Origin of the sequence: Nocardiopsis sp. NPDC006938, assembly GCF_042869555.1 — a bacterium.
Lineage (GTDB): Bacteria > Actinomycetota > Actinomycetes > Streptosporangiales > Streptosporangiaceae > Nocardiopsis.
Map to the genome: position 1 here is coordinate 40686 of NZ_JBIAGA010000005.1, position 19319 is coordinate 60004.

General features: G+C 69.9%; 10 protein-coding genes and 1 pseudogene. 9 read left to right on the plus strand and 2 right to left on the minus strand.

Features of this window, described 5'->3' with window-relative positions; translation table 11 throughout:
• Positions 1–144: 144 nt before the first annotated feature.
• Genes ACFYL4_RS09670 through ACFYL4_RS09685 form a run of 4 tightly spaced genes read left to right on the plus strand, consistent with a single transcriptional unit; the run spans position 145 to position 10434 of the window.
• Positions 145–3963 carry a phage resistance protein gene (locus ACFYL4_RS09670; protein WP_387517882.1) on the plus strand — a complete coding sequence of 1273 codons (3819 nt, stop codon included), beginning with the start codon at positions 145–147 and terminating at the stop codon, positions 3961–3963.
• Positions 3960–6923: a BREX-2 system phosphatase PglZ gene (pglZ, locus tag ACFYL4_RS09675; protein ID WP_387517884.1), complete on the plus strand. Its 2964-nt coding sequence runs from the start codon at positions 3960–3962 to the stop codon at positions 6921–6923. Before ACFYL4_RS09670 ends, pglZ begins: the two co-directional genes overlap by 4 nt.
• A complete protein-coding gene (gene brxD / locus ACFYL4_RS09680) occupies positions 6920–8245 on the plus strand; it encodes a BREX system ATP-binding protein BrxD (RefSeq protein WP_387517886.1) in 1326 nt (441 codons plus the stop codon). Before pglZ ends, brxD begins: the two co-directional genes overlap by 4 nt.
• Positions 8246–8277: 32 nt before the next feature.
• Positions 8278–10434, plus strand: coding sequence for a DEAD/DEAH box helicase (locus tag ACFYL4_RS09685; RefSeq protein ID WP_387518216.1), 2157 nt, complete (start codon positions 8278–8280; stop codon positions 10432–10434).
• Between the two features lie 57 nt (positions 10435–10491).
• Here ACFYL4_RS09685 and ACFYL4_RS09690 read toward each other — a convergent pair.
• A pseudogene (locus ACFYL4_RS09690) lies at positions 10492–10566 on the minus strand (hypothetical protein); the annotation flags it as partial.
• A gap of 458 nt (positions 10567–11024) precedes the next feature.
• On the minus strand, positions 11025–11900 hold the full coding sequence (locus tag ACFYL4_RS09695) for a hypothetical protein (protein ID WP_387517888.1): 876 nt from the start codon (positions 11898–11900) through the stop codon (positions 11025–11027).
• A gap of 1041 nt (positions 11901–12941) precedes the next feature.
• On the opposite strand from ACFYL4_RS09695, the gene ACFYL4_RS09700 reads away from it, so the two are divergent.
• The 5 genes from ACFYL4_RS09700 to idi all read left to right on the plus strand — a co-directional run bounded on the left by ACFYL4_RS09700 (position 12942) and on the right by idi (position 19317).
• The gene (locus ACFYL4_RS09700) at positions 12942–14450 is read left to right on the plus strand and encodes a cryptochrome/photolyase family protein (protein ID WP_387517890.1); all 1509 of its coding nucleotides are present in this window, start codon (positions 12942–12944) and stop codon (positions 14448–14450) included.
• Positions 14451–14931: 481 nt separating this feature from the next.
• Positions 14932–16335: a family 2B encapsulin nanocompartment shell protein gene (locus ACFYL4_RS09705; RefSeq protein ID WP_357763394.1), complete on the plus strand. Its 1404-nt coding sequence runs from the start codon at positions 14932–14934 to the stop codon at positions 16333–16335.
• Positions 16336–16366: 31 nt separating this feature from the next.
• Positions 16367–17623, plus strand: a complete 1257-nt coding sequence (locus ACFYL4_RS09710) for a family 2 encapsulin nanocompartment cargo protein terpene cyclase (protein ID WP_387517892.1) — start codon at positions 16367–16369, stop codon at positions 17621–17623.
• A 110-nt stretch (positions 17624–17733) separates the two neighbouring features.
• Positions 17734–18606, plus strand: coding sequence for a geranyl diphosphate 2-C-methyltransferase (locus tag ACFYL4_RS09715; protein ID WP_357763388.1), 873 nt, complete (start codon positions 17734–17736; stop codon positions 18604–18606).
• Between the two features lie 108 nt (positions 18607–18714).
• On the plus strand, positions 18715–19317 hold the full coding sequence (gene idi / locus ACFYL4_RS09720) for an isopentenyl-diphosphate Delta-isomerase (RefSeq protein ID WP_387517895.1): 603 nt from the start codon (positions 18715–18717) through the stop codon (positions 19315–19317).
• The last annotated feature ends 2 nt before the right edge of the window (positions 19318–19319 follow it).

Sequence of the window (19319 nt, forward strand, 5' to 3'; positions counted from 1 at the left end):
CCTCACCCGGACTTAGGCTGGAACCCCGGCCCAAATCGGGAACCGTGCGCCCCACCGGACGCCCCAGCGCCCGGCGTGTTCGCACTGGCCGCGCCCACGGTTCCCACCCCCCCCGAGCAGAACGCAGAAAGGCGCGCCCCGGCGATGACGACCCCTTCCCCTGGTTCGAGCGGCACCGGCCGAGTGATCAGCGACCTGATCGACATCCCCCTCGCCGTCCAGGACGGCGACCTGGTCGTCAAGCTCACCGAGAGCACCTCAACCCGCCAGGCCCAGGCCCTCGCCGAGTACGTGGTCACCCCCCAGTTGGCCGAGAGCTTCGACCAGGCCCTGGAGACCATCCGCTCCTCGGTCACCGACGGCAAGTCCCAGGCCGCCTACCTGCACGGTTCCTTCGGTGCCGGTAAGAGCCACTTCCTCGCGGTGCTCTCCGCGATCCTGGACCACCACCCGGACGCCCGGAGCAAGCCCGGCCTGGCCGACCTGCTCGCCAAGCACGACAGCTGGCTGTCCGGGAAGAAGTTCATCGAGGTCAAGGCGCACCTGGTCGAGAAGGATGTCTCCATCGAGGCCAACATCCTCGGCGGGTACGTGCGCCAGGTGCGTCACGAGTACCCGGACGCTCCGGTCCCGGCGGTCTACCGCGCGGACGGACTGCTGGAGGACGCTCGTGAGCAGCGCGCCCGCACGGGGGACGAGGCGTTCATCGACCTGCTGCCGTCCCGCGGCGACTCCGCCGAGGGTGAGTCCGACGACGTCTGGGGGGAGCTCGCCGGTCCCTCCACCTGGAGCACCGAGACCCTCGACGCCGCCTTCGCCGTCCACCCGGACACCGAGGTCGCCACCGAACAGGGTCTGCGCCAAGAGCTGATCAGTGCCCTGATCAGCGGTCCCTTCAAGCGCTACACCAGCGCGGTGGGGGACTCCAGCGGCGCCTACGTCAGCATCGACGAGGGCCTGTCCGTCATCAGCCGCCACGCCAAGAAGCACCTGGGCTGCGACGCCGTCGTCCTGCTCCTGGACGAGCTGATCCTGCGCTTCACCGCCTTCATCGGCGACGAGGGCCGGATCAGCAGCGAGGTGCAGAAGATCGCCAAGCTGGTGGAGTCCTCGCACAGCCACCGTCCGGCGCCCATCATCAGCTTCGTGCCCCGCCAGCGGGACCTGCGCGAGCTCGTCGGGCTCGGCGGAGGCACCGAGGGCATCTCCCAGACCATCAGCTACTGGGACGGCCGCTTCGGCCACATCAAGCTCGCCGACGCCAACCTCACCGAGATCGCTCGCCACCGCCTCATCAAGCCCCGCAGCGACGAGGCCGCCGCCGAGATCGACGCGGCCTTCGAGCGGATGCGCGGCAGCCGGGCCGAGGTACGCGACACGCTCCTCGACAGCGCGGGCGGAGCCGACACCAGCACCTGGGAGGACTTCCGCAGCCTCTACCCGTTCAGCCCCGCCGCGCTGCACGTCCTGGTGGAGATGTCCTACGCCCTGCAGCGCCAGCGCAGCGCCATCAAGCTCCTCCTGGAACTGCTGGTCAAGTACCGCACCACCCTGCCCGTGGGCCAGATGGTGCCGATCGGCGCCGTCTTCGACGTGCTCATCGAGGGCGAGGCCAAGCCCTTCAAGGATCACCTCAGCGCCGAGTACGCCAAGATCAGCAACTTCTACCTCAACAAGGTCCAGCCCTGGCTGCTCGAGAAGCACGAGGTCACCAAGGCAGAGGTGGCCGGTCTGGACGTGCGCTCCCCGTTCCGCCGGGACGACCTGCTGGTCAAGACCCTCCTGCTGAGCGCGCTCACCCCCAACGTGCCCGCGCTCAAGGACCTCACCGTGGGTCGGGCGATGGCGCTCAACCAGGGCATCGTCAAGGCCCGCCGCCCTGGGCAGGACGTCAAGGCGGCCACCACGTTCTTCCAGGACATGGCCGCCCAGTTCGGTGAGGTGCGGGTCGGCGCGCAGAGCGACAACCCCACCCTGTCCCTGAACCTACTGCGGGTGGACACCGAGTCCCTGATGCGCAGCGCCTACTCCGCCGCCAACGACCACGCCCTGCGTCGGCTGTTCAAGCGCCTGCTGTGGCAGCAGTTCGGTCTGGAGCCGGGGGCCGAGCGCGCCGGGGTGGTCTGGCGCGGCACCCAGCGCTCCGTCGAGCTGGTCTTCGGCAACGTACGCTCCACCGACGACCTCGGCCGGGAGGAGTTCCGGCCGGTCGCCACGAACGCCGTCCGGGTGGTCATCGACTACCCGTTCGACGACGGTGACCACAGCCCCTCCGAAGACCGCTACCGTGTGCAGGCCCTGCGGGAGGAGTTCGGCGAGACCGTCCCGGGTCTGGTCTGGCTTCCGACGTTCCTGTCGCCGGGCAAGCTGGAGGACGCCCGCCGGATCCTCATGATGGAGTACCTCCTCGAACCCAACGTGATCGAGGAGAAGGCACCCGACTGGAGCAGCGACGACCGCCGTGAGGCCCGCGCCCAGCTCGACAACCAGCGTAACCAGCTCACCACGCAGATCGGCAACCTGCTGCGCGGCGCCTACGGCCTGGTGGAGGTGGAGCGGGACAGCAGCGACTACGGCGCCCCCGCCGACCCGCACATCGAGCCGATGCCCCAGGGCCTGAACATCCCTCTGGAGGCCGGCAGCCAGTTCCCGGCCGCCCTCGAGCGGATCACCACCAAGCTCCTGGACCACCTCTACCCCGAGCACCCCGACCTGGCCAGCCCCACCAAGAAGTCCGCGCTGCGGCGCGGCGACCTCAGCATCGTGCTCAAGGCGGTGGAAGAGGCCAAGGCCGACAGGCTCAACCGGTACGAGAACGCCCCCAAGAGCGACCTGCCCACCCTGCGACACATCGCCGGTCCGCTGCGCATCGCCACCGTCGGCGAGGTCTTCGTGCTGCGGGACGACTGGCAGCGCGAGATCGATCGGTTCGTCAAGGTCAACATGCCCACCAGCACCGACGTGCGCGTCGGCGACCTCAAGAAGTGGATCCGCGCCCGCGAGGACGGGCAGGGGCTCCCCGAGGACATCGTCGACCTCCTCGTCCTGGTCTATGCCGTGCAGAGCGACCGAGCCTGGATCCGGGCGGGCAAGCGCTACACCGGCGCGGAGATCGGCCAGCTAGCCGACGACATCGTGCTCCGCCGCCAGGAACTGCCCTCCGAGGAGGACTTCCAACGGGCCAACGAACGCGCCCAGCGGATCTTCGGGCTCCCCGCCCAGCCGCTGCTCAACAGCCGGTCCGTGCAGCGCATGGCCGAGCAGCTCAAGGAACAGGCGCACCGGCTCCAGGCGGGCAGCGAACACCTGGTCCGCGAACTCACCAAGCACACCCAGGTGCTCGGCCTGAACGACGAGGCCCCACGCCTGCGCACCGCACGGGCCTCGGACGAGCTCCTCGGCCGACTCAGCGGGTTGGCGGACGACACCGAACTGGTCAGGGCGCTCGGCCAGGCCGACCTGCCCGAGGAGAGCGGCGTCTACCACCTCAGCATCACGGGGGCGGGCAACCTCGCTCAGGCCCTGGCCGCTGCCCGGTGGGACCTGCTGGAGGCGCTGGAGACCATCATCCAGTCGGGCGGGAAGCACTCCACCCGGGCCGAACAGATCCTGGGCGCGCTCCGGGAGGCGGCACGACACAACGAGAGCAGCCAGAAACTGGCCAATGCTCTCAGCTCCGCCAACAGCGCCGCCAGCGCGCTGAACAACCTCATCATCCGTGAGGCCTCCGGAGGACAGGGGACCCCGCCGGGTACGCAGCCGGGTGGCGGCACCGTGCCGGAACACACCGGAGTGACAGGTGGAGCCGGTCCCACCCTGCCGCAGCCCCCGGCCACCTCCGCCGGGGCGTGGGCCACGGTCGACCCCGGGGTCGGCGTGGACGTGGCCGTCGCCGAGCTACGTACCCGGCTCGGTATCCCCGAGGACCGCAAGATCCAGATCACCATCCGGGAGGCCGAGTGAACAGCGCCACCACCCGCGAAGGTGCTTCCCGGCCCACCGCCCCGGCCCTGGGACGGGTGAGCGCGGAGAGCCTGGCCGGTGCGCTGGAGCGCGCGCTGGACGCCGAGGCTCGTCGGGTGGCCAAGGGCCACCCGCGTTCCGGCGCCACCGCTCTGGCCCTGTCCGCGGCCCCCCACTGGGACGGCCCCGACACCCTCACCGTGCAGATCGAGACGGGTCAGGGCACGAACGAGCGGCGAACCGTACGGGTGGTGGGCGCCGACAGCGTCCTGACCCTCGTGCACGCGCTGAGCGGTAACCACGAGGACGTCGACCACGTGGTCGTCCTCACCCCGCTCGACCCCGCCGACCTCGGTGAGGCGCTGCTGGGCCGCTTCCTCGGTGAGGAGGTGGTCCGCCTCGACGACTGGGAGCTGCTGCGCGGCGAACTCAAGGTCACCCGGATCGACCCACGGCTGTACTCGGGCCGACTGAGCTGGCTGGCCGACACCCTGCGCGAGGTCAGGGCCACCCACCAATTCAAACTGGGCACCGGTGTGCTCAAGCTCGAACAGGCACTGTCCATCGCCGTCTCCGCGCGCTTCGGCCGCAAACCCGGCGAACAGGTGGACAGCGCGGCGCTCCTGGATTGGACCCGCAACCCCGCCTCCGTGTCCGCCTTCACCCGTCTGCACGAGGACGAACGGGAGGACCTGCGCCGCGAGGTCGAGGAGAACCTCGGAGCCGTCCCGCGGGTGCTGTTCAAACTCCTGGACCGCGGCCACGCGCTCGACGCCGTCCCCATCGGCCTCACCCTGTCCGAACTCGACGAGGCCGCCCAGGAGGACCGCCCCGACGGGGACCGGGACGCGGCCCGCGCGGCCCAGCACGCCCTGATCCGTGCCCAGGAACGGTACTTCGGAGCCAACCAGCCACAGGCCGGAGAACTGAGGGAGTTCGGCAACGCCTGCACGGCGTCCCTGGTGCGGTTGCTCGACGGTGCGGAGGAGGACCACGCCGACGAGACCGTCCGCCGCACCGAGGAGCTCCTCTTCCAGCTCGACGCCGCGCCCGTGGCCCAGGCCAGCCGACTGCTCGACGCCGGGCTGCACACCCGCCTGGCCGAACTGGGGCGTCAGATCACCCTCGCCCTGGGCGAGGACGGCCGAGGAGGGCCCCTGCCGCAGGATCTGCGGGAGGTGGAACGGGCACTGGGGCTGCTGCGCGACCATCGCCGCCACGGCTCCCGGGACAAGCAGGAGCAGGCAAGCGCCGCCACCAACGCGGTACGACTGCTGCGCCGCCTGGCGCTCGGTTCTTCGGACCGCCCGCTGGGTGCCACCACACCCGCCACCGCGCGCGGGTGGATCCAGGTCCACGTGCAGGAGACCGGATGGGTGGACCGCGCGGCCTCGGCGATCTGGCACCACCACGGTGACGTGCCCGCCTTCGTCCAGGCCCTGAGCACCCTCTACACGCGGGTCCGCGCCTGGCGTGCTCGCGTCGACGCGGCGTTCGCCACCGCCGTCAACCGCTGGAACAGCGGGCACGCGCCCACCGACACCCAACTGCGGGCCGAGAACCTCCTCAGCCGAGTGGCCCTGCCGCTCGCACAGGACCAGGCACCGCTCGTCATCGTGCTCGACGGGATGAGCGTGGAGGTCGCCGTCCAGCTGGCGGAGGACGTCAACGGAGGCGGACGCCTCGCCGAGGTCGGCCGCACCGCGAAGGGAACCCAGACCGGTGCGCGCGAAGGCGCCCTGGCCACCGTTCCCTCCATCACCAACTGTTCCCGTGCCTCCCTGCTCACCGGTGAACTCGCCACGGGCAAACAGGACCGCGAACGCTCCGGTTTCACCGCCCTGTGGAAGAGCACGGCCTTCGGTCAGCGCAGAGCGGTGCTCTACTACCAACGCGACCTGGAGGTCGGTGCCGGACTCCACCTTCCCGCGCGGGTACAGGAGGACATCGACGACACCGAGACCGTCGTCGGAGTCGTCCTCAACACCATCGACGACGCCCTCTCCCGTGGCCGGGAAGCGGACCAGGCCACCTGGTCCACGAAGCAGGTCGGCAAGCTCGGTTCGCTCCTGGACGCCGCGGCTCGGGCCGGTCGCCCCGTCGTGCTCACCTCCGACCACGGTCACGTGTGGGACCGGGGGCAGGCCACCAAGACGGTCTCGGGGGAGTCCGCCCGCTACCGCGTCGGGGAACCCGGTGACGGTGAGATCCTCGCGAGCGGAGACCGCGTCCTGTTCGGCGACGGCACCCTCGTCGTGCCCTACCGGGAGGACATCCGCTACACCGACCGCAAGGACGGCTACCACGGCGGTTTCTCCGCAGCCGAGATGGTCATCCCCGTGCTGGTGTTCGTACCCGTGGAGGCAGCTCGCCGAGGCTCGGGGGAGAGCGGTCACGCCACCGCCCCGCAGGGCTGGCAGCGACTGGGCCCTGCCGAGGTCGAGCCGGTCTGGTGGTCCCAACCGCTGGAGAGCACCCCGGCGGCCGACAGCGGGCCCCACACGCGGTGCGACGACTTCACCGGGTCCGTCACCCGGGACCCCCGAAAGGAGAAGGGCGCCAACACCCCGAAACGACGGCAGGGCAAGAAGCAGGCCCAGCCCGAGCAGACCCCCGCCCTCTTCGGTGACCAGACCCTCGGGGCCCAGGTGATCGACACCTCCGTGTTCAAGGCCAGTCTCAGCAGAGTCGGTCGGGCCCCGGCAGCGGAGGAGATCGCCGCGCTCGTCGACGCCCTCGCCGCCGTGGGCGGAGGCAACCCGCGTCTCCCGGTCGGCGCGGCCTCCCGCGCGGCCAACGGGCCCCAGAGCCATCCACGGGCCGTGCGCTTCCTCAAGATGGTCGGCAAGGTCCTCAACGTGGAGGCCTACCCGGTCCTCACCCTGACCGACGGCGACCGTAGCGTCGAACTCAACACCGCCCTGCTCCAGCAGCAGTTCCTCCGAGGGGGCCGAGCGTGAACTCCGTCAGCGCCGCACGCCGTGAGGAGGTCGTCAGTGCCCTGCGTCGCGGCACCGTGCCGCACGGCGGCCTCGACCTGTTCGCCGTCGGACTCGACCGCTACGAGAACGCCCTCGACAAGGAACTCGGTAACGTCAGCACCGGCGGAGCCGACTTCAAGGCCGTGCGCGGTGAGTACGGCTCCGGCAAGACGTTCTTCGTTCGCTGGCTGGGTGAACGGGCCAAGCGGGCCAACTTCGCGGTCACCGAGATCCAGATCTCCGAGACCGAGACGCCGCTGCACCGGCTGGAGACCGTCTACCGGCGCCTGACCGAACGGCTCACCACGTCCACCCAGCCCCCCAGCGCGCTGCGCGAGATCGTGGACAACTGGGTGTACTCCCTGGAGGAGGACGTCCTCGCCGACGGAACGGTGGAGGAGACCGACGAGGAGGCGCTCAACCAGGCCGTGACGGCTCTCCTCGAGCGTCGGCTCACCGAGGTCGCCGCCACCAACCCCGGGTTCGCCGCCGCACTGCGCGGCTACCACCGTGCCCAGGCCGAAGGCCAGCCGGCCATCGCCGAGGCGCTCATCGCCTGGCTGGGCGGACAACCCAACGTCGCCGCCGCGGCCAAGCGCTACGCGGGGATCAAGGGCGACCTCGACCACTTCGGCGCACTGGCGGCGCTCAAGGGGCTCTTGGTTTTGCTGCGCGACTGCGGCCACCCGGGACTGGTGGTCGTCCTGGACGAGCTGGAGACCCTCCAGCGGGCTCGCACCGACACCCGGGAGAAAGGGCTCAACGCGCTGCGACAGCTGCTGGACGAGATCGCCAACAGGCAGTTTCCCGGGCTGTACCTGGTCATCACCGGAACACCGGCGTTCTTCGACGGCCCCCAGGGAGTGCAGCGGCTGGCACCCCTGGCTCAGCGCCTGCACACCGACTTCCTCCCCGACCCCCGGCACGACAACCTGTACGCCTCCCAGATCCGCCTCGGCGGATTCGACCTGGACAAGCTCCACGAGCTGGGAGTGTCCGTGCGGGAGCTGTACGCGGACGGGGCCGACGCGCCCCAGCGGGTCCGGAGCCGGGTGGACGACAGTTACCTGCTCGGTTTCGCCGAGACGGTCGCGGGCGAGCTGGGGGGCAAGGTCGGCATCGCGCCCAGGCTGTACCTGCGCAAACTCGTGGACGTGATGGACCGGGTGGACCAGAACGAGGACTTCGACCCCCGTCTGCACTACCACCTCACCGTGGGGGGCAGTGAACTGACCGAGGTCGAACGCGGCGCCCACGTGCAGCGGGCCAGTAGCGCGGACGAGGTGGAGCTCGACCTGTGAACGCCTCCTCCGCCGCAGGGGAGGGCAGCAGGGTGGGTGGTTCGGCTCCCGCCGGTGCGGAGCCCAGCACCCTGGACCTGCTGCACCCCACGCTCGCCCACCACGTCGTCAACACCCTGGGGTGGCCGGGGCTGCGCCCCCTGCAGCGCGAGGCCCTGGGCCCGCTCATCGACGGGGACGACGCGATCCTGCTCGCCCCCACGGCTGGAGGTAAGACCGAGGCGGCCCTGTTCCCCCTACTCACGACCATGGCCGGGCGAACGGGGGAGGGGCTGTCCCTGCTGTACGTGTGCCCCATCAAGGCGCTGCTCAACAACCTGCTGCCCCGGGCCCAGGCCTACGCCGGGTGGATGGGCCGTACCGCCGAGCTGTGGCACGGTGACATCTCCTCGGCAGAGAGACAGCGCATCCTGCGTCACCGGCCCGACATTCTGCTCACCACCCCCGAGTCCCTCGAGTCGATGCTCGTGAGTACCAAGGTCGACCACCGGGCGTTCTTCAAGAACCTGCACGGCATCGTCGTGGACGAGGTACACGCCTTCGCCGGGGACGACCGCGGCTGGCACCTGCTCGCCGTCCTGGAACGCCTCGGCCGGGTGGCGGGGCGTCCGATCCAGAGGGTGGGGCTGTCCGCGACCGTCGGGAACCCCGACGAACTCCTGACCTGGCTGCAGGGCTCGCAGGCGGGCAAGCGACCCGGCCGGGTGGTCGCCCCCGGGGTACGCCTGCCCCAGGCCGGTCGTGTTCCCGAAGAGCCGCCACCCGGGGAGGTCGAACTCGACTACGTGGGCTCGCTGCGCAACGCCGCCAGGGTCATCGCCTCCCTTCACGCGGGCGAGAAACGCCTGGTGTTCTGCGACTCCCGCAAGTACGTGGAGGAACTCGGCCATACCCTGCGCGAGTTCGGGGTGACCACCTTCCTGTCACACGCCTCCCTTGCCCTGGACGAACGCCGCCGCGCCGAGGCGGCCTTCTCCGAGGCCCGCGACTGCGTCATCGTTGCGACCAGCACCCTGGAGCTAGGCATCGATGTGGGCGACCTCGACCGGGTCATCCAGATCAACGCGCCAGGGACCGTCGCCTCGTTCCTGCAGCGCATCGGTCGCACCGGGCGCCGCCAGGGGAGTGTCCGCAACTGTCTGTTCCTCGCGGTGGACAAGCCCGGCCTGTTGGACGCCGCCGCGCTCCTGCACCTGTGGGGCGAGCACTGGGTCGAACCGGTGGTTCCCACCCCGGAACCCCGGCACATCGTCGCCCAGCAACTGCTCGCCCTGTGCCTGCAGGAACCCCAGGTGGCACGAGAGCTGTGGCCCGAGTGGTGGGGCGACCTGGAACCGTTCTGCCAGGGGGAGCCCATCGCAGGGCACCTGGTTCGCGAGGGCTTCATCGAGCTCGACGGCGGACTGATGATGGTCGGCCCCGAAGCGGAGAAGCGCTTCGGGCACCGCCACTTCATGGAACTGACCAGCGTCTTCACCGCGCCGCCCCAGTTCACCGCCCTGCACGGGCGTACCGAGATCGGCCGTGTGGACCCGTCGCTGTTGGCCGCGGACGAGAAGGAGGCCGGGCCGCGTCGACTGCTCCTCGCGGGTCGTACCTGGATGGTCACCTGGGTGGACTGGCGCCGGCAACGCTGCCAGGTCGAACCGGTCGAAGGCGGGGGTGGCAAGGCCAAGTGGGACTCGGGCGGTCACCTGGGCTCCTTCTTCGCCCTGACCCGAGCCGTTCGGGAGGTGCTGCTCGGAGCCGACCCCAAGGTGCGGCTCACCCAGCGCGCGGTCAAGGCTCTGGCGGAGGCCCGCGAGGACCATATGGACATGGTCCACCCCGGGGGAACGGTCATCGTCCGTGCCTCCAACGGCGACCTACGTTGGTGGACCTGGGCTGGGGCGCGGGCCAACCTGACCCTGGCAGCCACCCTCGGTCCTGCCGCCGATCCCCAACAGCAGCCCACGGACGCGTGCCTGCGCCTCAACCCTGAGTTGGACCCGCGTTCCTGGGCCGCCGCCAAACAGGCGGCCCGGGAACGGGTGGTGCTCCCCGGGGTCTCCGCCCGGGCACTGGACGGCCTCAAGTTCAACGCTGCGCTTCCGAAGCATCTCGCCGAACGCACCCTGTCCGCGAGGCTGGCCGACGTCGAAGGTGCCGTAGCCCTGCTGAGGGCTCCCACCCGTTTTGTGCAGACGTAGCCTGCGAGTCACTTGGCACTCGACACGCATGTAGTTCTCGGCTGTTGGCAACACGTATTCCACTGCCAGTTTGGCCATGTGGAGGGGGTAGGGGAGCGCTAGCGGAGCATTGATCTCCGGTGCGTAGCGCAGCTGATGCGCTGGTCAGCTCGCGTGGTTCGGACAGCCGGGGCAGGATGCTGGTACCACTCGGCAGGTCGGGCCCGTCAATGAGACACCACTCGTGGTTTCCCTTGTTCGGGTATGGCGCAGCCCTCCCCAGGAAGGATTACCGATCACCCGCCACAGCACGACGAGAGAGCCCCAAGTCAGGTAATCGTGTCCTCTGGAGTCAGATCCCGCCATGCCAGAGGCGAACTGAGACCGCCTCTCACCGTCCAGGGGAAGGCGGCCTGCCCGGCATGAGTCAACGCCCTCCCATGGGAGGAGCACGCCGGATAGGCCGGGTGCGCTCGAAGGCCGCCCACAAACCCAGGCCGGATCAGAGAATGTGCGTGGGTCCGGTTCTCCTCCGGGCCGGACCCACGCGGATGAGTCGAGGTGGTGAGAACCGAGTCACGCAGTAGGCGTGGTCGAGGCGACGCGGCGGCTCACCAGTTCTTCTTGCGGCTCCACCGGTCGCGAAGCTGATCGAAGTTGGGCCTCACGGCGACTCTCGTCGTGCTCTCCGGTGGCCAGGACTCCGTTCGAACGAAGGGGTCGAGACAGAAGCGGACGGCCGCGGAATGGCTCCACAGGTCGGGGCAGGTAGCCGCTCCGACGAGTCGTAGGAGTTCGATTTTTCGGACACGCGAAAGGAGTTCGTGCGCCTCGAAGGTGTCGGCGAGGTGCCGCAGTCCTCGTTTCTGGACGCCCTCCAGTGAAACGGGGGTCCGCCCCTTGCTCTTGCGTGGATACCGGATGTCGGCGAAGTTGTCGGGGTGCGGCGCTGCGCATTCCGGGGAGCTCAATGACGCCAGGTATTCGGAGACGATGCCGCACCAGACGTGCGCGTCCACTGAACTGGTGGAGGGCCAAGGCGATCGGACGACGTCGATCGCGCTCTGTGTGACCCATGCGATGTACAGACCCTGCGCCTGGCGTTCCGCGTCGTCGAGTCGGAGGCTCCTTCGCGCGAGGAGAAGAAGGGCCGCGTGCAGGGCCTCGTCGACCAGGAGGGTCTCCAGCCAAGTCGCGCCCCTACCCACGGTGAGCCGCAGATGCGGTATCTCGTTCGGGCTCGGAACCCTGCGCGCGCCGCGCGAGTGGGTCGTGACGTCCCTTGCACTCCGGTGGAAGCCACCGAAGATGCTCCTCAAGTCGGCCTGGAGGTCCGCATAGGCGGTGTGGTTCGAGCACGTCGAGGCACGCTCGAGTAGGTCGTTCTGATGCCCGGCACCGCGGCAGGGGCACTTGCAGTCGGCCTGCTTGGCCTTCTCACAGGCGTGGTTGTGTTTGGTGTGCGGCTTGGGGGGAATAGCGGGCAAGTGCTCTCCCTTGGGAGGTGATTTACCTGGTGGCTCGGCGCGAGCCCGTCGGGCTTTCCATTCGGGGAGTTGCGTCGGGCAAGCGGTGGCCGTGATTCGCTTGGCTGCTGGCCAAGAATTACCAGCGACGGGAGGTATCGCGGTATCACCTTTCGGATAGAACCGTGTTCCATGTAGGAAGGTGAGGTAGGGAATGCGGAGCTCTTCGTGACTCTCTTAGTGAATCCCTGGGGGGCGTGTCCGTCACGCACGAATCGTGCACGCGGGACGCCGTTCTGAGGACTTTTCAGGCATCACGGGCTGCGCCGCGGGCCCCTGGAAGCAGGGACGCTGTGAGAGGTAGTCGTGGGCGGTCACACAGAATGAGTCCGCTGCGGTCTCGTAGTGGCTCCGCGTGAACTGAGACCGCCACAGCGGCGAGCACACCGTAGACTGCCCCGTCGTCGCCGGTGAAGGTGCGCGGGTGGGTCGCTCGGGGGTTCAGGTCATCGTGCTCATAGGTGTGTGCACCGGTGAAGATCGCGATAACGTGCGCGCTCCCGCCGATCGTGACGGCTCTGGGGAGTCGGCCTTCGGTATGAAGGGGCGTCCGCGGAGTCCCTAGGACGGTATTCCTGAGTCCTCTGCGCCGGTCGAGTCGGCAGTGCTCCCAGCGGAGACGGCCCGTCCTGCAAGACTCCTCCGATGAACACCGACCCGCCGAGCCGCACTCTGGTCTTCGGCCATGGTGTTGCCCCTACGTCCGTTTTTTCCTGGGCGCCGGATCGGTGCTGGTAGCGGCCTGGGTGGCCGAGGAGCTCATCGTGGGTTGAGCGAGCCGGACCCGCGGAGGACCGCCCCGGCGCCACCCGTCCCGACCCCGCCGGTGCGCGCGGAGCCCGCTCTGTTCCCACGGTTCCGGTCGGGCCGTCGTCGGTATCGCCGCGGACACGCGTGGGTCAGGGCTTGCCCGCCCCGGCCTGATGGGTCATGGTCGGGTGCGCGGGGACGACCCCCCCAGGTCAGGGTGGGTTGCGGGCCTCGACGCCGGAGGTGGGTCCCATGGGTGACGGCAGGCCGTTGTGGTTGTTCGGTGACCAGCTCGGCGGGCACTTCCACGGGACCCCGCGCAACCGGGGCCGCCCGATCCTGTTGATCGAGTCCGAGCTGGCCCTGCGCCGCCGCCCCTACCACCGGCAGAAGCTGCACCTGGTCCTGGCGGCCATGCGGCGATTGGCGGAGGACCTGGGGGAGCGGGTCACCTACGTACGGGCGCCGACCTACCGGGAGGGGCTGCGCCGGTTCGGCCGTGTGGTCGACGTGCACGAACCGGGTTCGCACGCGGCGGCGTCGCTGGTCGAGCGCCTGCGCGAAGCGGGCTTGGTCGGCGAGGTGCTGGACACTCCGGGTTTCGCGCTCTCCAGGGCGGCGTTCGCCGCGTGGGTGGAGGGCCGGTCGGGCCTGCGGATGGAGGACTTCTACCGGGACCAGCGCCGCAGGTTCGACGTCCTGCTGGAACCCGACGGCGGGCCGGTCGGGGGACGGTGGAACTTCGACACGCGCAACCGCGAGGGGCCGCCCCGTGGGGCGGACTCGCTCGGAGTGCCCGCCCCCTACCGTCCTCGGGAGGACGCGGTCGACGCGGGGGTTCGGCGGGACCTGGACGCGTTGTGCGGGGAGGCCGGAAGCGAGGTGGTGGGCAGGGACGGCCCACGTCTGTTCGCGGTGGGCCGCGCCGAGGCGGGGCGGGCGCTGCGCCGGTTCCTCGACGAGCGGCTGCCGACGTTCGGCACGCACCAGGACGCCATGTTGGAGGACGACTGGAGCATGTCGCACTCGCTCCTGTCGGTGCCGCTCAACCTGGGGCTGCTGGACCCGCTCCGGGTGGTCGAGGCCGCCGAGCGCCGGTACCGGGAGGGCCGGGCCCCGCTCGCGTCGGTCGAGGGTTTCGTCCGGCAGGTGCTGGGCTGGCGGGAGTGGACCTGGCACCTGTACTGGCACCTGGGGCCGGAGTACACGCGGTCCAACCACTTCGGTGCGCGCGAGGAGCTGCCCGGGTGGTGGCGCGCGCTCGACCCGGAGCGGATCGAGGCCCGGTGCCTGAGGACGACCGTGGCGGGAGTGCGCGACCGGGGGTACGCCCACCACATCGAGCGGTTGATGGTCCTCGGTAGTCACGCCCTACAGAGGGGTTACCGGCCCGACGCGTTGAGCTCGTGGTTCGCGACCTCGTTCGTCGACGGGTTCCCCTGGGTGATGACGACCAACGTGACCGGGATGAGCCAGTACGCGGACGGTGGTCGGGTGGCCACCAAGCCCTACACCTCGGGTGGCGCCTACATCCACCGCATGAGTGACCACTGCGGCGACTGTCCGTTCGACCCGCGCGTGCGGGTGGGTCCGCGGGCCTGTCCGTTCACAGCGGGGTACTGGGCGTGGATGAGGCGCAACGAGGACGCCCTGGCCGCCAACCACCGGATGGCGCGGCCCCTCGCGACGATGCGTCGCCTGCCGGACCTCGACGCGCTCGTCGAGCAGGAACGGCTGCGGGAGGAGGGGCCCGAAGGGTGACGGGCAGGACACCGGCGGGAGAATGGCCGTTTTGCGACTTTGGCGTGTTTCTCCACCTGACCGAAAAGCGAGGAGTTCGGTGGCCATGGACGCGTGTGTCGCACGGCGGGACAGGACGGTTATGAGGGGTTTGTAGGGGATGATTCCACGCTGGTCCGATTCCGGGTCGGTGTGCGGTCGGGCTGATGTCTTTGCTGATCATCACGGTGGTGGCGCGTTCGCCGCGGACGCTTTGGGCTGTAGGTCCGATGTGCGTATCGGTGTTTCCCGGATGGGGCTTCTGGTGACTGAAAATGAGATTCCTGAGATTTCGCGGTGGTGTTCCTCGTAAGGTGGGCCGCGGTTTGTGGGGGACGGTACGGGAGTGCTCGTATTCGCGCACGTCCCGGCGGTTTCGCGTCCCTTTCGCCCTCTCAGTCCGTGCACGGTGGCCCCACCGCCGCACGGGTACACGCGACCACCATGAGGAGAGACACCTCCGATGTCGATCGACTCAGCCCCCGAGGTTCGGACCAGCGAACAGCAGAGCCTGGCGACCGCGGCCGCGCGGAACCTGGCCACCACCACCAAGTCCGCGCCGCAGATGCAGGGCAAGAGCTCGCGCTGGCTGCTCAAGACGCTCCCCTGGGTGCAGACCGACGGCGGCGCCTACCGCGTGAACCGCCGTCTGAGCTACACCATCGGCGACGGCCGGATCGACTTCGAGCAGACCGGCTCCCAGGTCCGCGTGATCCCGCGCGAGCTCGGGGAGCTGGCCGTACTGCGCGGCTACGACGACATCGAGGTCCTGGAGGCGCTGGCCGGGCGCTTCACGCAGCGCGAGTTCGCGCCGGGGGAAGTCCTCGCGCAGGAGGGCACTCCCGCCGACCGGCTGTTCCTGCTGGCGCACGGCCGCGTGCACCAGACCAGCGACGGCGCCTACGGGGAGACCAACCGCCTCGGGGTCCTGGCCGACGGCGACAACGTCGGTGAGCGCTACCTGCTGGACACCGACCCCGTCTGGGACTACACCGTCAAGGCGGCCACGGCGGGCACCCTGCTGGAGCTGCCGCGCCGCGAGTTCATCGCCCTCCTGGACGACTCGCCCAGCCTCCAGGCCCAGGTCCAGGCGTTCCTGTCGGTCCCCGGACGCGGCCAGAACAAGTACGGCGAGGCCGAGATCGCGCTCTCCTCCGGGCACTCCGGCGAGATCGAACTCCCGGGCACCTTCGTCGACTACGAGCTCAAGCCCCGTGAGTACGAGCTGAGCGTGGCCCAGACCGTGCTGCGCGTCCACACACGGGTCGCCGACCTCTACAACAAGCCGATGAACCAGACCGAGCAGCAGCTGCGGCTGACCATCGAGGCCCTGCGCGAGCGGCAGGAGTTCGAACTGGTCAACAACCGCGAGTTCGGTCTGCTGCACAACGCGGACTTCCGGCAGCGCATCCAGACCCACTCGGGCCCGCCCACCCCGGACGACCTCGACGACCTGGTGAGCATGCGGCGCAACACCCAGTTCATGTTCGCCCACCCCCGGGCCATCGCGGCCTTCGGCAAGGAGTGCAACAAGCTGGGCCTCAACATCGGCACCGTGGAGGTCGGCGGCCACCACCTGCCCGCGTGGCGGGGAGTGCCGATCCTGCCCTGCGGCAAGATCCCGATCTCCGACCACCAGACCTCCTCGATCATCGCCGTGCGTACCGGCGAGGACAACGAGGGCGTCATCGGCCTGCACCAGACCGGTCTGCCCGACGAGGTCGAGCCCGGCCTCAACGCCCGGTTCATGGGCATCGACGACAAGGCGCTCATCTCCTACCTGGTGAGCACCTACTACTCCGCGGCCGTACTGGTCCCGGACGCCCTGGGTGTCCTGGAAAACGTCGAGGTCCGCCCCCGTGCCTGAGCGACCGGCCCCGACAGGGAAGGAGGACTGAGTGTCACTGCTGTCCCGGATGTCCTCGACCAGCGCCGGACACGCGACGGCGGAACTGGTGCGGTCGCTGCTGCGCGACCCGCAACGACCGGGGAGCCCCGACCTGCTCGCCCCGGCGGCTCCGCCCCGTTCGGTGGGCGGGCTCGCCCTCCCCGGCGGGCCCACGGGCCTGGGCACGTCGGCCGCCCGTGTCCTGCTGCCCGAACGCCCGCCCGCGTCGGCGCCGCGTCCGGAGCCGATCCCGTCCCCGGTTCCCGCCGCGCCGGCCGGTCCCGGACTCCCCAAGGGCGAGGGGGCCTCATCCGTTCCAGTGCTGTACTGCCCGCCCGCGGTCCGTGACGACCCGGCGCTCGGGGAGGAGGTCAACGACCGGCTGGTCGAGTGGGCCGAGGAGGTCGGGGTCTACCCCGGTCAGCTCGACCGTGTGCGGGCCTGCGACTTCGGCCGCCTCATCATGCTCGCCCACCCGGAGTCGGACGACCCCGAACGGCTGCTGGCCGCGGCCAAGTGCGCGCTGTCGGAGTGGTCGGTGGACGACCACTACATGGACGGTGAGGTGGAGGAGGCCCGGCCGGAACTGCTCGGCCAGCGGCTGGCGATCGCCCACTCGGTGATCGACCAGGCACACCTGCCGCTGAGGTACGCCCCCCAGCTGGAGGAGGTCGTCCAGGCCGACCCGGTCATGGTGGCGCTGCGTTCCGCGCTGGACAACCTGTCCAAGCACGCCTCCGCCGCGCAGGTGCGCCGTCTCCGGCACGAGCTGGGGATCATGTTCGTGGCCTACAACCAGGAGGGGGTCTGGGCGGCGACCGGCCAGCGCCCCCCGGTGTGGGAGTTCCTCATGCACCGGCACGAGAACAGCTTCGTGCCCTGCATGGTGCTCATCGACGCGGTCGCGGGATACGAGCTCCCCTACGGGGAGTTCTCCGACCCCCGGGTGCGCAGGGTCTTCACCCTCGCGGGGTCGGCGAGCGTGATCGTCAACGACCTCTACTCGATGGGCAAGGAGGACCCCTCGGACTTCAGCGTGCCGAGGCTGATCGCCACCGAGGAGAACTGTTCGGAGCGCGAGGCGATCGAGCGCACCGTCCTCCTCCACGACGAGATCATGCACACCTACGAGGCCGAGGCCGCCGCGCTGGCCCTGTCCGGCTCACCCGAGCTGCGCCGTTTCCTCGCCGGAGTGTGGGCCTGGCTCGGCGGCAGCCGGGAGTGGCACGCCCGGACCGCCCGGTACCACGGCGCCGCCGCGCGCTGACCCGCATCGACACCCCTCCGAGCGGGGCCCCACGGCCCCGCTCCGGTCCGGGCCGCCCGCAGGGGCGCGCCCGAGGACACGAACACCACCATGACAAGGAGCAACACGCGATGACCACGACCATGCCCTCTCACAACCCGGTGCGGAACCAGGTGCTGCGCACCGCCTACCAGAAGTCCGTCGCGGACTACTGGAACGCGGAGAAGGACCCGGTCAACATCCGCCTGGGTGAGGTCGACGGTCTCTTCCACCACCACTACGGGCTCGGTGAGTACGACCCCTCCGTGCTGGAGGGCCCCGAGGAGACGCGTGAGCAGCGGATCATCGAGGAGATGCACCGGCTGGAGACCGCGCAGGCGGACGTGCTCCTGGACCACCTCGGCGACATCACCCCCGACGACCGCATCCAGGACACCGGTTCGGGCCGGGGCGGCACCAGCTTCATGGCCAACGCCCGGTTCGGCTGCCACGTGGACGGCGTGAGCATCTCCGAGCAGCAGGTGGAGTTCGCCAACAACCAGGCCCGTGAGCGCGGTGTGGACGACAAGGTGCGTTTCCACTTCCGCAACATGCTCGACACCGGTTTCGAGACGGGTTCGATGCGGGCGGCCTGGAACAACGAGTCCACCATGTACGTGGACCTGTTCGAGCTGTTCAGCGAGCACTCCCGGCTCCTGGAGTACGGTGGCCGCTACGTCACCATCACGGGTTGCTACAACGACGTGACGGGCGGCCGTTCCAAGGCGGTCAGTCGGATCGACGAGCACTACACCTGCAACATCCACCCCCGGAGCGCGTACTTCCGGGCGATGGCCGCCAACAACCTGGTTCCGATCAACGTCGTCGACCTCACCGAGGCGACCATCCCGTACTGGGAGCTGCGGGCGCAGTCGCAGATCGCGACCGGTGTCGAGGACCCCTTCCTGACCGCGTACAAGGAGGGCAGCTTCCACTACCTGCTCATCGCCGCGGACAAGGTCTGATCCCACCCCCCACGGCCCGGCGCACGGGGCGCCCCTCCCTCGGGGGCCCCGGCCCGGGCCGTCACCACGCGGCGGCACGCCGCACCACCGTCGAACACGAAGGGCGCCATGACCACCGACACCCACGCCGGGGCCCCCGGCACCGCGAACGGCACCGTGCGGGACGCGAACCGCCCGATCATGCTCGAACTGGTCGACGAGGACGGGACGACGACGGGTACCGCCGAGAAGCTGTCCGCCCACCAGGCCCCGGGGAGGCTGCACCGGGCCTTCTCGGTCTTCCTGCTGGACGACGGCGGACGGCTCATGCTCCAGCGCCGCGCCCTGTCCAAGTACCACTCGCCCGGTCTGTGGTCCAACACCTGCTGCGGGCACCCCGAACCCGGGGAGCTCCCCTTCGTCGCGGCGTCGCGCCGCACGGGGGAGGAACTGGGGGTGGCCCCGGTGCTGATGCGCGCGGCCGGGACGGTCACCTACCACCACACCGACCCGGTGTCCGGGCTCGTGGAACGCGAGTACAACCACCTGTTCGTCGGGGTGGTGCGGGGCGAGACCCGTCCCGACCCGGAGGAGGTGGCCGAGACCTGCTTCGTCGACGCCACCGGGCTGGAGCGCCTGCGGGAGGCGGCCGCGTTCTCGGTGTGGTTCCCCACGGTCCTGGACGCCGTGCGCCCGTCCCTGCGCGAGCTGGGCGGTGGAGCCGGTTGGTGACC